12 protein-coding genes are annotated in these 12,711 nt (G+C 71.2%); 8 read left to right on the top strand and 4 right to left on the bottom strand.

Annotation, left to right across the window (positions count from 1 at the left end; all coding sequences use genetic code 11):
- Positions 1–89 precede the first annotated feature (89 nt).
- Positions 90–2,141, top strand: coding sequence for a copper-translocating P-type ATPase (locus EUA98_RS16175; protein WP_242511606.1), 2,052 nt, complete (start codon positions 90–92; stop codon positions 2,139–2,141).
- Positions 2,142–2,145: 4 nt separating this feature from the next.
- Here EUA98_RS16175 and EUA98_RS16170 read toward each other — a convergent pair whose 3' ends face one another.
- Positions 2,146–2,463: an antibiotic biosynthesis monooxygenase gene (locus tag EUA98_RS16170; RefSeq protein ID WP_130103728.1), complete on the bottom strand. Its 318-nt coding sequence runs from the start codon at positions 2,461–2,463 to the stop codon at positions 2,146–2,148.
- Between the two features lie 121 nt (positions 2,464–2,584).
- On the opposite strand from EUA98_RS16170, the gene EUA98_RS16165 reads away from it, so the two are divergent.
- The 3 genes from EUA98_RS16165 to EUA98_RS16155 are packed head-to-tail and all read left to right on the top strand — an operon-like array spanning position 2,585 to position 4,886.
- Complete coding sequence (locus EUA98_RS16165) at positions 2,585–2,944, top strand: HNH endonuclease (protein ID WP_242511605.1); 360 nt, start codon at positions 2,585–2,587, stop codon at positions 2,942–2,944.
- Entirely contained in the window at positions 2,941–3,597 is a 657-nt protein-coding gene (locus tag EUA98_RS16160; protein ID WP_130103727.1) for a hypothetical protein, read from the top strand. Before EUA98_RS16165 ends, EUA98_RS16160 begins: the two co-directional genes overlap by 4 nt.
- 8 nt (positions 3,598–3,605) lie before the next feature.
- Entirely contained in the window at positions 3,606–4,886 is a 1,281-nt protein-coding gene (locus tag EUA98_RS16155) for an APC family permease (RefSeq protein WP_130103726.1), read from the top strand.
- A gap of 72 nt (positions 4,887–4,958) precedes the next feature.
- Here the strand turns inward: EUA98_RS16155 and EUA98_RS16150 are convergent, their stop codons facing one another.
- The 3 genes from EUA98_RS16150 to EUA98_RS16140 all read right to left on the bottom strand — a co-directional run bounded on the left by EUA98_RS16150 (position 4,959) and on the right by EUA98_RS16140 (position 8,138).
- Positions 4,959–5,738 carry an FHA domain-containing protein gene (locus tag EUA98_RS16150; RefSeq protein WP_130103725.1) on the bottom strand — a complete coding sequence of 260 codons (780 nt, stop codon included), beginning with the start codon at positions 5,736–5,738 and terminating at the stop codon, positions 4,959–4,961.
- 133 nt (positions 5,739–5,871) lie between these two features.
- Positions 5,872–7,260: a xylulokinase gene (gene xylB / locus EUA98_RS16145; RefSeq protein ID WP_130103724.1), complete on the bottom strand. Its 1,389-nt coding sequence runs from the start codon at positions 7,258–7,260 to the stop codon at positions 5,872–5,874.
- A gap of 50 nt (positions 7,261–7,310) precedes the next feature.
- Positions 7,311–8,138, bottom strand: a complete 828-nt coding sequence (locus tag EUA98_RS16140) for a DeoR/GlpR family DNA-binding transcription regulator (RefSeq protein WP_130103723.1) — start codon at positions 8,136–8,138, stop codon at positions 7,311–7,313.
- A 120-nt stretch (positions 8,139–8,258) separates the two neighbouring features.
- On the opposite strand from EUA98_RS16140, the gene EUA98_RS16135 reads away from it, so the two are divergent.
- From EUA98_RS16135 to EUA98_RS16120, 4 genes are all read left to right on the top strand, one after another.
- Complete coding sequence (locus tag EUA98_RS16135) at positions 8,259–9,650, top strand: MFS transporter (RefSeq protein ID WP_130103722.1); 1,392 nt, start codon at positions 8,259–8,261, stop codon at positions 9,648–9,650.
- 45 nt (positions 9,651–9,695) lie between these two features.
- The gene (locus EUA98_RS16130; RefSeq protein ID WP_130103721.1) at positions 9,696–11,165 is read left to right on the top strand and encodes a mannitol dehydrogenase family protein; all 1,470 of its coding nucleotides are present in this window, start codon (positions 9,696–9,698) and stop codon (positions 11,163–11,165) included.
- A gap of 117 nt (positions 11,166–11,282) precedes the next feature.
- On the top strand, positions 11,283–12,233 hold the full coding sequence (locus EUA98_RS16125) for a Cof-type HAD-IIB family hydrolase (protein WP_242511603.1): 951 nt from the start codon (positions 11,283–11,285) through the stop codon (positions 12,231–12,233).
- The gene (locus EUA98_RS16120; protein WP_130103719.1) at positions 12,212–12,709 is read left to right on the top strand and encodes a GNAT family N-acetyltransferase; all 498 of its coding nucleotides are present in this window, start codon (positions 12,212–12,214) and stop codon (positions 12,707–12,709) included. The genes EUA98_RS16125 and EUA98_RS16120 overlap by 22 nt, the downstream gene beginning before the upstream one ends.
- Positions 12,710–12,711 lie beyond the last annotated feature (2 nt).

The following is a 12,711-nucleotide window of genomic DNA, read 5'->3' as shown; positions in this document are numbered from 1 at the left end:
GCGCCCGTGTGGCGCTTATCCCCGCATTTTGGTATCTCCACACGCTCATCATATCCACGCTAAGCGACACACTACACGTGTGCGACCCGATGGCTGAGCCCGTCGCACCCGTCGCACCCGCCGGCCCGTCACCGCACGAGGTGATGGGCCATGGCGGCCACGGCGGCATGTCGATGGACGACATGGTGCGGGACATGCGGCGCCGGTTCCTCGTGGCGGCCGTGCTGTCGGTGCCGATCCTGCTGTGGTCGCCGATCGGGCGCGAGGTCCTCGGCTTCGGGGTCCCGGCGCCGTTCGGGCTGCGCGACGACGTGTTCTCGCTGCTCCTGTCGTTGCCGGTGGTCTTCTACTCGGCGTGGATCTTCTTCGACGGGGCCGTCCGGGCACTGCGGGCGAAGACGCTCGACATGATGGTGCTGGTCGCCGTCGGGGTGGGCACCGGCTGGCTGTACAGCCTGGGGGTCACGCTCACCGGCGGGGGTGAGGTGTTCTACGAGGCCGCGACCGTGCTGACCGCGTTCGTGCTGCTGGGGCACTGGTTCGAGATGCGGGCTCGCGGTGGCGCCAACAAGGCGGTGCGCAGCCTGCTCGAGCTCGCCCCGTCGACGGCGCTGGTCGTGCGCGACGGCGAGCCGGTCGAGGTGTCGACGGCGGACGTCCAGGTCGGCGACCTGCTGCTGGTGCGCCCGGGGGCGAAGGTCCCCACGGACGCGGTGGTGGAGGTCGGTGACTCCGAGGTCGACGAGTCGATGGTCACGGGGGAGTCGCTCCCGGTGGCCAAGGCCCCGGGCGCCGAGGTGATCGGTGGGTCGATCAACACCACGGGGACCTTGCGGGTGCGCGCGACGAGGGTCGGCGCCGACACCGCCCTGGCCCAGATCGTGGCCATGGTGCAGGAGGCGCAGAACTCCAAGGCCCCGGGGCAGCGGCTGGCCGACCGGGCAGCGTTCTGGCTCGTCCTGGTGGCCCTGATCGGTGGCAGCGCCACGTTCCTGCTCTGGCTGGCCGCGGGGGAGACGGTGCAGACTGCGATGCTCTTCGCGATCACCGTGGTGGTCATCACCTGCCCGGACGCGCTCGGCCTGGCCACGCCGACGGCGATCATGGTCGGCACCGGCCTGGGAGCCCAGCGGGGGGTGCTGTTCAAGAACGCGACCGCGCTGGAGACGTCGGCCCGGATCGACACGGTCGTGATGGACAAGACCGGCACCCTGACCACGGGTCAGCCGGCCGTCACCGACGTGATCGCCGTCGGGCTGGCCGAGACCGAGATGCTGACCCTGGCCGCCGCCGTCGAGCGCGAGTCCGAGCACCCCCTCGCTCGGGCCATCGCCGACCTCGCAGCGGGACGCGGTCTCGATCGCCTGCCGACCACCGGCTTCCACAACGTGCCCGGCCAGGGCGCGACCGCACAGGTCGACGGTCGCTCGGTGATCGTGGGCAACCGCCGCCTCCTGACGGGCGCGAACATCGAGCTCGGAGCCCTGGCGGGTCCCTATGACGACCTTGCCGTCGCCGGGCGCACGGCCGTGCTCGTCGCCGTGGACGGGCGGGCCGCCGGCGTGATCGCGCTCGCGGACGCGTCACGGGCGACGGCGGCCGCGGCGATCGCCGCGCTGCACGAGTCCGGGGTCGCCGTGGTGATGCTCACGGGGGACAACGAGGGGACCGCCCGGCGGATCGCCGATCAGCTCGGGATCGACACCGTGATCGCCGAGGTCCTGCCGGGAGACAAGGCCGACAAGATCGCCGAGCTCCAGCGGGCGGGCAAGCGGGTCGCGATGGTCGGGGACGGGGGCAACGACGCGCCGGCGCTGGCCACGGCCGACCTGGGCATCGCGATCGGGACCGGGACCGACGTCGCGATCGAGACGGCCGACGTCGTCCTGATGCGGTCCGACCCGTTGGACGTCCCGGTCGCGCTGCGGATCGGCCGGGGCACGCTGCGCAAGATGCGGCAGAACCTGGGCTGGGCGGTGGGCTACAACGCGATCGCGCTGCCGATCGCCGCCGGCGTCTTCGCGCCCGCGTTCGGTCTGGTGCTGCGCCCCGAGATCGCAGCCCTGTCGATGTCCGGATCCTCGCTGATCGTCGCGGTCAACGCCCTGCTCCTCAAGCGGCTCCGGCTGCCCGCCGCGTAACCCGTCAGTGGCGCGTCCAGGCCGCCTCGGACGGTCCGTCCGGGATGAGGTACTCCACCCGCGTCGCGGTCACCAGCCGGGCGACCGCCGTCAGGAAGGCCGCGACCTCGGGCCGTGCCTCGTGCGCTGCGTGCGCTGCTCGATCGCGGTAGATCTCGTAGAAGGCCCGGGACAGCGGTGCGCCGTCGACCTGGTGGATCAGGTAGAGCAGCGTGCCCGGCTCCCGCTCGCGGATGCTGGGCACGACCTCCGCGGCCAGGGCGTCGAAGGCTGCCGCGGCAGCCTCGTCCGGAAGGTCGAACCGCACCATGATGCTGAACATTGCTCGCTCCGTTCACGGTCCCCTCGTCGGGGCCCGGTCGGTGGCGAGCCTATTCCCGGCGGGAGCGGGCGCGCTGCACGGCGTGCGCGCTGCGGCGATCGTCGGTGCCTACGCTGGGGCGGTGGCCGTCAACCGAAGTCGCAGGGCACGGGCCGCGCGCAAGCGCAAGCGTCGCATGGACGGCGTCGAGCACGACCTCAGCGACGAGCAGTGGGCCGCGCTCAAGGCCGCCTGGGGTGGCTGCGCGTACTGCGGCGCGGTCGACCGGCCGCTGCAGCGCGACTGCGTGTTGGCGCTCTCCCGCGGCGGGCGGTACACGCTCGACAACATCGCACCGGCCTGCGGCACGTGCAACGCCAGCAAGTGCAACGCCGAGGTCACCGGCTGGCTGCGGCGCAAGCGGCTCGACGAGCGTGCGTTCCTGTTGCGCCACCTCGAGATCAAGGCGGCGCTCGCCACGGGTCTAGGTTCTCCCTCGTGACCTATGCCGCGCCCGCGCCCGCACCCGCACCACCGCCCGCCGTCACCCGTCGTTCGACCCGCGGCGCGAAGATCCTCACCGCGGTCGGTGCCCTGCTGTGCGTGGCCGCGGTCGTCCTCGGGGTTTTCACCGCTCGACAGTTCGTCGGGCTCCTCCCGCTGGACCTGCTCGGTCCGGACGGCAGTGCGGGGTCGGCGGTGGTCGGCACCGTCGATGCGCCGGGTACGGCCCAGGTCCAGCTCGAGGCCGGCCGCTACGCGATCCTGATCGCGCAGCGGGAACCCGCCGGGCTCGGTGAGCTGGCCGGCGACCTCGAGGTGACCGGCCCTGACGGCACCTCGGTCGCCACGGGCGGCGGGGCGCAGGTGTCCGTGAACGCCGGTCGCGGCGGGGTCCGGGCCCGGTCCGTCGGCGCGTTCGTCGTGGCCGAGCCGGGCTCGTACACGGTCACGGCTCCGCCCCTGACCGATGGTTCGACGGCCACCGTCATGCTCACCCCGGACCAGGATTTCGTGCCGTTCTTCACCGGGATCTTCTCGACCGTCTTCGGTGTCTTCGGCGTCATGGTCGTGGGCTTCGTGGGGTTCGGCATGACCGTCGGTGGAATCGTGTGGTGGGCGATCGTGCGACGTCCCCGACCAGCCTCGAGGTAGGCGATCCGATGACCGCCGGGCGTCCGCCGCGGGGAGCGTCCGACCCCCGCGTCGAGACGGGCCTGGTGCGACGGCTCGGGGTCGTCGACGCCGTCGTCGTCGGGCTCGGTTCGATGATCGGGGCTGGGGTGTTCGCCGCGTTCGCTCCGGCCGCGCGGGCCGCCGGCTCGGGGCTGCTGATCGGTCTGGGCATCGCCGCCGTGGTCGCGTACTGCAACGCGATGTCCTCCGCCCGCCTGGCCGCCCGGTACCCGCAGTCCGGCGGCACGTACGTCTACGGCCGCGAGCGGCTCGGGGAGTTCTGGGGCTATCTCGCCGGCTGGGGATTCGTCGTGGGCAAGACGGCCAGCTGTGCGGCCATGGCGCTGACGTTCGCCGCGTACGCCGCCCCCGCCCACCTGCGGCTGGTGGCGGTCCTGGCTGTGGTGGCCATCACGGCGGTGAACTATCTCGGGGTGCAGAAGTCGGCCTGGCTGGCCCGCGCGATCGTCGTGCTCACCCTGGTCGCGCTCACGGTCGTGGTCGTAGCCTCGCTGTTCGGCGGGCAGGCGAGCCCGGCTCGGTTGGCCCCGTTCCCCGGCGCCAGCGCGTACGGCGTGCTGCAGTCCGCCGGCTTGCTCTTCTTCGCGTTCGCGGGCTACGCCCGGATCGCCACGCTGGGCGAGGAGGTCCGGGACCCGGCCCGCACGATCCCGCGCGCCATCCCGATCGCGCTCGGGATCACGCTGGTCGTGTACACCGTCGTGGCCGTGTCCGCGCTGGTGGCGGCCGGCGCGGAGGGCCTGGCGGCGAGCCTCTCGCCGCTGCGGGCCGCGGTCGAGGTCGGCACGCTGAACGAGCTGGCACCCGTGGTGCAGGTCGGGGGAGCGATCGCGGCTCTCGGTTCGCTCCTCGCGCTGATCCTGGGGGTCTCACGCACGACCTTCGCGATGGCGCGCGACCGGCACCTTCCCGCCGCGCTCGACGTCGTGCACCCGCGCTACCGCGTGCCCCACCGCGCGGAGCTGGCGGTCGCGCTGGTCGTGATCGTCCTGGTGGCGACGGTCGACCTGCGGGGAGCGATCGGGTTCTCGTCGTTCGCCGTGCTGACGTACTACGCGATCGCGAACGCCGCGGCACTGACGCTCACCGCGGCCGAGCACCGTCCGCCGCGTTGGCAACCCATCCTCGGCTTCGTGGGCTGCGCGCTGCTGGCCTTCTCGCTCCCGATCGCGTCGGTCGTGGCGGGGACCGCGATGCTCCTCCTCGGTTCCCTCATCTGGCTGCTCCGTCGCGGTCGCCGGCCCTGATCCGGGTGGGCGCAGGCTGCGCAGCGTGCCCGCGCAGATCCCCCATGGTTCCTCCTGGTGCCGGATCTCCGCTCAGTCGATCGGCATCGGTGGCAGCGGGTAGTCGCGGTTGATCCGCCGGGACTGGGTGGCGGCCGAGAGCTGCACCAGCATCCCGGTGAGGAACAACGCCGCCCCGATGAGGGCGGTCCCGAATCCGATCGCAAACACCGGGATGCCGTAGAGCTCGCTCAGTCGGGCGGCTTCGGCGAAGGCATCGGGATCGGTGAGGTCGACCTGCGTGCTTCGAGCCCCATCGACGACGAGCGAACCGATGAAGGTCACGATCCCCAGGCCGGAGAGGCCAGAGCCGAAGAGGATCAGGATCCGGGCCGCCCGGCTCATCGAGGCGACGTGCTGCAGGCCCTGCTCGCGGTAGACGATGACCTGCTGCAGGTACTGGTTGTCCTGGTCGTGCCCCACGTTGCTGATGGTCTGGCCCCGTTGGCCGCCGACGGTGAACGACGGCGCGCTGGGTGCCGTCACCGCGGTGGGGCCGGAGGTGGCCTCCGTGGGACCGTGCTCGCCGAGGTAGCGCAGGTGGACCGCGGCCAGCTGGACGACGTCGCCCGGCCTGAGTGTTCGCGATCCGCTCAACGGTTGCCCGTTCACCTGCGTCCCCGCGGTGGAGCCGAGGTCCTCGATCTCGTCGTGGTCGGCGTAGTGACGGACGACGGCGTGGTGCGGGCTCACCGTGGGTTCGTCGAGGAGCCAGTCGACGCCGGGACTCCGACCGAGGACGACCTGCCCGCTCGTGATCGTCCGGCTCTGCGGTCGAAGCCCGGACGGTTCCAGAACCTCAAATCGACCCATCTCGCACCTGGCCACGAGTAGTCGGCACCCTCATCTTCGAGTCTTGCCGCCCCGCGAAGAAGGAGTCAAGGGTCGCCCGGGCCCGATCAGCCCGCCCGCGGCACCGTGCCGCGGGCGAGGCCCGTCGGGGTCGTCAGCCCCAGCCCTGCGTCTGGTCGCGGAGCTCGGCGTAGCGCTCGTAGATCTGCGGCTGCGGGGCGTCGTCGTACGTGGTGAACGCCGCACCCTTCCACTCCGGCGGGTCGGCCTCGCCGGTCAAGGCCCACACCGCCTGGCGGGCGGCTCCCAGCGCGACGTACTCGCCGGCGTCGGGCACGTCGACCCCGACGCCGAACACCTGCGGCGCGATCCGGCGGACGGCCTCCGACTGGGCGCCGCCGCCGATGAGCAGGATGCGCTGCGTGGTGACGCCGGTCGCGGCCTCGAGGGCCAGGACGGCGTCGCGCATGGAGCACAGCAGGCCTTCGACGAGGCCCCGGGCGAGGTCCTCGCGGCCGGTGGTCGAGGTGAGACCGCGGAGCACGCCGTTCGCGTCGGGGCGGTTCGGCGTCCGCTCGCCATCGAGGTACGGCAGGGCGCACACGCCGTTGGAACCGGGCTTCGCCGACAGCGCCAGCCGGCCGAACTCCTCGTGGTCGACGCCGAGCAGCCGGGCGCCGAGCTCGAGGACCCGGGCTCCGTTCAGGGTGCATGCCAGCGGGAGGTAGCGGCCGGTCGCGTCGGCGAAGCCGGTGACCATGCCCGACCCGTCGTGCACGCTGTGCTCGGCGACCGCGGAGGCGACCCCGGACGTGCCGATCGAGAGGCAGACGTCGCCGGGGCGGAGCCCGAGCCCGAGCGCCGCCGCCATGTTGTCCCCGGTGCCGGCGGCGATCGGGGCGCCGTGCACGGTCTCGCCGACGACCTCGCTCGGGCCGGCGATCCGCGGCAGGCCGACGGGGTGCCCGAGGGCGCGTCCGGCCAGGCCGGGGAGGAACGCCCGCTCGGAGGTGGAGTAGTAGCCGGTGCCGGAGGCGTCGCCGTGGTCGGTGGTCATCTCCTTGCAGCCGCCCAGGTGCCAGGTCAGGTAGTCGTGGGGGAGCAGCACATCACTCGTGCGGGCGGCGTTCTTCGGTTCGTTGTCCCGCAGCCAGCGGAGCTTGGACGCCGTCAACGAGGCCACCATGACCGAGCCGATGGAGTCCGCGCAGCGCTGCGGGCCGCCCATCTCGTCGATCAGGTCGCGGGCCTGCGGGGCCGACGACGTGTCGTTCCACAGCATCGCGGGCCGGACCACCTCACCGGCCGCGTCGAGCGCGACCATGCCGTGCTGCTGGCCGGCCACCGAGACGGCCGCCACCTGCGACATCAGGTCGTCGCAGGAGTCGGTGAGCGCCGCACGCCAGGCCTGCGGCGCGACCTGCGTGCCGTCGGGGTGCGGGGCGCGGCGCAGGTCGCGGATCTTGCCGGTCTCCGCGTCGACCAGCACCGACTTGCAGGACTGGGTGGACGAGTCGATTCCAAGCACGTACTGAGGGGACATCGGTGGCTCCTGGTGGGTGACGCGGGTGGAGTGCTGGCTGAGGTCGTGACTCAGGTCGTGGTGACGTAGTGCACGGTGGCGTCGAGCCGTTCGAGCTGGGACCGGTGCTCGGCGGCCAGGTCCTGCTCGACGAAGACGTCGTCGAAGGCGGTGAGGTCCACGACGTGGTAGAGCCCGTTCTTCACGTCGAACTTGGTGGAGTCGACGAGGAGGACCTTGCGGTCGGCCATCAGGACCAGCGCGCGTTTGGTCAGGGCCGCCTCGGCGTCGGGGTGGTAGAGGGCGGTGTTCTTCAGCGAGGTCGTCGAGACGAAGACGACGTCGGCCGCCACCCGCTTGACCTGGTCGACGACGACCGCACCGAGGAAGGAGTCGGTCTCCGGGTAGTACTGCCCGCCCAGGCCGACGAGGGTGATGTCCGGGTGGTCCTGCGTGAGGCGCCGCATCAGACCGAGCGAGTGGGTGATGACGGCCGAGGGCCGGCGAGCGGCGAGATCGGGAGCCATCGCCGCGACCGTGGTGGAGTCGTCCAGCGCGACGATGTCGCCCTCGTGCACGAGGCTCAACGCCGCGCGAGCCAGGGCCTGCTTCTGTGCCGCGCGGGTGCCGCGGCGCAGCCGCACGTCGCGCTCCGAGAAGTGCCGCGGGATCGCGCGGGCCCCACCTCTGATCCGCTCGAGCAGGGCCTCCCGCGCAAGCACGTCCAGATCGCGATGCACCGTCATGGCGCTCACGGCGAACCGCTCGGCGAGCTCCTCGACCTTCGCGGTGGTGTGCTCCTCGACATAGCGCAGCAGCTCGACGCGCCGGTTCTCGGGGGTCAAGCCATCGAGTGACGCAGTGGCGCCGTTGTCCCCATCGACCATCTCAGACTTCACAGGCAGGATGCTATCGCTGCGGCAAGTACGGGCGCAAATCGCATCCGCGGTGTTAGAAACGTTAGATCGGTGTTACTTTTGTTGCGACCGAGAACTGACGGACCATCGCAAGGACGCGACATGGCTTCACCAACAGCTCATCAGCAGGCCCCCGGAGCGCAGCGGATCGCTCCCGACGGCATCCTCGACCGGCTCGGACTGCCCCGCCCGCTCATCTGGGGATTCGTCGGACTGGCGCTGTTCATGATCGGCGACGGCGTCGAGACGAACATCCTGTCGCCGTTCCTGCACCAGGACCACGGCTTCTCGATCCCGATGGTCGGGACGCTGGTGACCGTCTACGGCATCGCCGTCGCGATCGCCGCGTTCTTCTCCGCCGCGCTCTCCGACCTGTGGGGCCCACGCCGCGTCATGCTGATCGGCGCCGGGATCTGGCTGTTCTTCGGCCTGGCCTTCCTCGTGGTCGCCCTCACCCAGAGCAGCGTCTGGCTCGTCTTCGTCACCTACGGGCTGCGCGGGTTCGGCTACCCGTTCTTCGCCTACGGGTTCCTCGTGTGGATCACGGCGACCGCCGACGCCAAGCGGATGGCGAGCGCCATCGGGTGGTTCTACGTCGCGTTCACCTCGGGGCTCCCGACGCTCGGCGCCCTCGTCGCGACCACCACGCTCGACGTCTTCCACATGTCGATGTACCAGACCCTGTGGGTGTCCCTGGCCCTCGTCCTGGCCGGCACCGTCGTGGCGATGGTCGGCGTGAAGGAGAAGGTCGGCCGCGCCCCGCTGGTCAAGAACTCCGACCAGGTGTTCGAGGTCCTCACGTTCGGCCTCAAGCTGCTGGTCACCAAGCCCCGCGTGATGCTCGTGATGCTGACCCGGATGATCAACTCGATCCCCACCTACGGCATGGCGATCTTCTTCCCGGCGCTGTTCACCGACCACTTCCAGTGGTCGGTCGGCCGGTTCCTCATCCTCACCACCGTCATCTACGCCGTGAACATCCCGTTCAACCTGTTCTTCGGCTGGCTCGGCGACCGCCTCGGCTGGAGCCGGACCGTGGTGTGGTTCGGCGCGGTGCTCTGCTCGGTGTCGATGCTCGGGCTGTACGTCGTGCCCGACTACGCGATCAGCCACGGCTGGCCGTTCGCGTACGGGCTGACCCTGATCGTCGGCGCGTTCTTCGGCATCGGCCTCGCGGGCTTCGTGCCGCTGTCGGCGATCGCCGTCTCGCTCGCACCGAAGCACCCGGGAGCGGCCATGAGCTCGTACAACCTCGGGATCGGCGCCGCCGTGTTCGCCGGCCCGCTGCTGGTCGCCGTGCTCTACGACTCCCTCGGGGCCCGCGGCCTCGTGATCCTGTTCGCGCTGCTCTACCTGGTGGCCGCCGTCATGGCCGCCGTGCTGCGCGGCACCCAGCCCGGCTTCGACGGCGTCGCCGGCACGACCGCCGTCGGCCACGAGGAAGAACCCGCGCCCACGGACGAGCTCACCGAGCTGAGCCCCGTCACCCGCTAGCCGCACGTCACCGTGCACGTCGCACGTCTCTCGAAGGAGTCACCCATGCTGCTCGACAACGCTCACCTGGGGCAGGTCCACGCGCCCGTCGCCACCCCGACCTACGACCGGTCGAAACTGACCGCCGGCATCATCCACTTCGGGGTGGGGGGCTTCCATCGCGGTCACCAGGCGATGTACCTCGACACGCTGATGAACGAGGGCAAGGCCACCGACTGGGCCATCTGCGGCATGGGCGTCATGGAGTCCGACACCCACATGCGCGACGTCCTGACGGCGTCGGACGGGCTGTACACGCTGGTCGCCAAGAACCCGGACGGGACCCGCGACGTGCGCGTCATCGGGTCGATCATCGACTACGTGTACGCCCCAGACGACCCGACCGCCGCGATCGAACGCCTGGCCGACCCGGCCATCCGGATCGTCTCGCTCACCATCACCGAGGGTGCATACAACTTCCACCACGTCACCGGGGAGTTCGACCTCGACAACGCCGCGGTCCGGGCGGACCTCGCCGACCCCACCCACCCGAGCACGGTGTTCGGGCTGGTCTGCGCCGGGCTGCGGCTGCGGCGCGAGCGCGGGATCACCCCGTTCACGGTCATGAGCTGCGACAACATCCAGGGCAACGGGCACGTCGCCGAGGCCATGTTCACCGCGTACGGCCGTGCCCTGGACCCGGAGTTCGGTGCGTGGATGAAGGCGCACGTGCCGTTCCCGAACTCGATGGTCGACCGGATCACGCCGTCGACCACCGACGCCGACCGGGCAGACGTCGCCGCCACCTACGGCATCGAGGACGGCTGGCCCGTGGTGTGCGAGGACTTCTGCCAGTGGGTCCTCGAGGATTCGTTCGCCGACGGCCGCCCGCCGTACGAGGAGGCCGGGGTCCAGGTCGTCAAGGATGTCGCGCCGTACGAGCTCATGAAGCTGCGCCTGCTCAACGCCAGCCACCAGGGCCTGTGCTACTTCGGTCACCTCGCGGGGTACCGCGCAGTGCACGACGTCGCCCGCAACCCGCTGTTCGCGCAGTTCCTGCTCAAGTACATGGACGAGGAGGCCACCCCGACGCTCGCAGCCCTGCCCGGAGTCGACCTCGACGCGTACAAGCACCAGCTCATCGACCGGTTCAGCAACGAGTACGTCGCGGACACGGTCGCCCGCCTGTGCAACGAGAGCTCCGACCGCATCCCGAAATGGCTGATGCCCGTCGTGCGCGACAACCTCGCCAGCGGGGGGAGCATCGAGCTCTCGGCCGCGATCGTGGCCAGCTGGGCGCGCTACGCCGAGGGGACCGACGAGCAGGGGCAGCCGATCGAGATCTGCGACCGGCTCGCGGACAGCCTGCGGGCCGTCGCGGCGCGGAACACGGTCGAGATCGACGCGTTCATCGCCCAGCGGGAGCTGTTCGGGAACGTGGTGGACGACGAGCGGTTCCGCGGCGCGTACGAGCGGGCGCTGCGGTCGCTGCACGAGAAGGGCGCCCTGGCGACCCTCGCGGACCTGGTGGCCTGACGCTTCGCTCGATCAACTGAGGGAACGCCGGTCCGGGACCTGCCCCGGACCGGCGTCCTCGCGCCCTGCCCGGCTCTCGCGTGTGCTCCACCCGACCCGGCGGAAAGGATGTCAGCCGTGCCCACTGCCCTGCGCCACCCCCTCGATCCGCCGGTGTTCGCCACGCGTCCCGACATCCGGCTGATCGCGGCCGACATGGACGGCACCCTGCTCGACGACGACGGCGACCTGCCGGCGGACCTCCTGCCGTTGGTGCGCGAGCTGGCGCGCCGGCGCATCGTGTTCTGCCCGGCGAGCGGTCGGCAGTACTTCAACCTGCTCGAGCGGTTCGAGGAGTTCGCGGACGAGATGGTCTTCATCGCCGAGAACGGGACGTACGTGGTGCGCCGGGGCCGGGAGATCTCGTCCGACTGCCTCACGACCGGCGCCGTCACCGGCCTCGTCGCCGCCGCCCGTGCGCTCGGTCGTACCGGAGCGGACCTGGGGGCCGTGATCTGCGGCAAGCGCTCCGCCTACGTCGAACGCCGTGACCCGCGCTTCCTCGCCCAGGTCGAGAAGTACTTCTCCCGCCTGAGCGTGGTCGACGACCTGCTGCGGCTGCCCGACGACGACGTCCTCAAGGTCGCGGTCTTCGACTTCGGCAGCGCCGAGGCGACCACGGCGCCCGCCTTCGCTCCGTTCCTCGACCATCACCGGGTGGTCGTCTCGGGCCAGCACTGGGTCGACATCATGAACCGCTCGGCGAACAAGGGCGAGGGCGTCCGCGGACTCCAGCAGGAGCTCGGCATCACCCCCGCGCAGACCATGGTGTTCGGCGACTTCCTCAACGACCTCGAGATGATGGACGCCGCCGAGTTCTCCTTCGCCATGGACAACGCGCACCCCCTCCTGCGGGCCCGGGCGCGCTATGTCGCGCCGCCGAACTCCGAGAACGGCGTCGTGCGCACCATCACCGCCGTGCTCGGGCTCACCGATCTCAGCGGGCAGGCGACGCGGCCGGGGAGATTGTCCTTGCATTCCACCGACCGGGGGGCGACGCTTCGCGCATGCACCTCCGCGAAGCCGTGACCGACGATCTCGACCTGCTCACCGGCCTGTTGGTCGACACGGTCAACTGGGCTGGACAGACCCGCATGACCCGCGCGCAAGTCATCGCGCTGCCCGAGCTCCACCACTGCGTGGCCGGCTGGAAGCGCCCGACGGACTTCGGCCTGGTGGCCCTCGACGACGACGAGGCGCCGCTCGGGGCGATCTGGGCGCGCCTCTTTCCCGACGACGACCCCGGCTACGGCTTCATCTCCCACGACATCCCTGAGCTCGGCATGGCCGTACATCCGGGCCGCCGCGGCACGGGTGTCGGTCGTCTCCTGCTGCGCGGGTGCATCGAACAGGCGCGGACCGCGGGCTGCTCGGCGCTCTCGCTGAGCGTGGAGGACGGCAACCACGTGGCGCGCACCCTCTATGAACGGCATCACTTCCGGGTCGTCGGCCGGACCGGGGCGTCGGACACCATGCGCCGTGACCTCGGGGCCCAGCCGGCCTGACG

The sequence above is a fragment of the Pengzhenrongella frigida genome (assembly GCF_004168625.1).
GTDB classification, from domain to species: Bacteria; Actinomycetota; Actinomycetes; order Actinomycetales; family Cellulomonadaceae; genus Pengzhenrongella; species Pengzhenrongella frigida.
The sequence above is the reverse complement of the archived record's forward strand: the minus strand, read 5'-3'. Positions and strand labels throughout refer to the sequence as shown.

What these genes read in the sequence shown, in the direction of transcription:
- EUA98_RS16175 (WP_242511606.1), top strand. Translation starts at nt 90, where the DNA reads ATGGCTGAGCCCGTCGCACCCGTCGCACCCGCCGGCCCGTCACCGCAC.
- EUA98_RS16170 (WP_130103728.1), bottom strand. Translation starts at nt 2,463, where the DNA reads ATGTTCAGCATCATGGTGCGGTTCGACCTTCCGGACGAGGCTGCCGCG.
- EUA98_RS16155 (WP_130103726.1), top strand. Translation starts at nt 3,606, where the DNA reads ATGACCGCCGGGCGTCCGCCGCGGGGAGCGTCCGACCCCCGCGTCGAG.
- EUA98_RS16150 (WP_130103725.1), bottom strand. Translation starts at nt 5,738, where the DNA reads ATGGGTCGATTTGAGGTTCTGGAACCGTCCGGGCTTCGACCGCAGAGC.
- xylB (WP_130103724.1), bottom strand. Translation starts at nt 7,260, where the DNA reads ATGTCCCCTCAGTACGTGCTTGGAATCGACTCGTCCACCCAGTCCTGC.
- EUA98_RS16135 (WP_130103722.1), top strand. Translation starts at nt 8,259, where the DNA reads ATGGCTTCACCAACAGCTCATCAGCAGGCCCCCGGAGCGCAGCGGATC.
- EUA98_RS16130 (WP_130103721.1), top strand. Translation starts at nt 9,696, where the DNA reads ATGCTGCTCGACAACGCTCACCTGGGGCAGGTCCACGCGCCCGTCGCC.
- EUA98_RS16120 (WP_130103719.1), top strand. Translation starts at nt 12,212, where the DNA reads ATGCACCTCCGCGAAGCCGTGACCGACGATCTCGACCTGCTCACCGGC.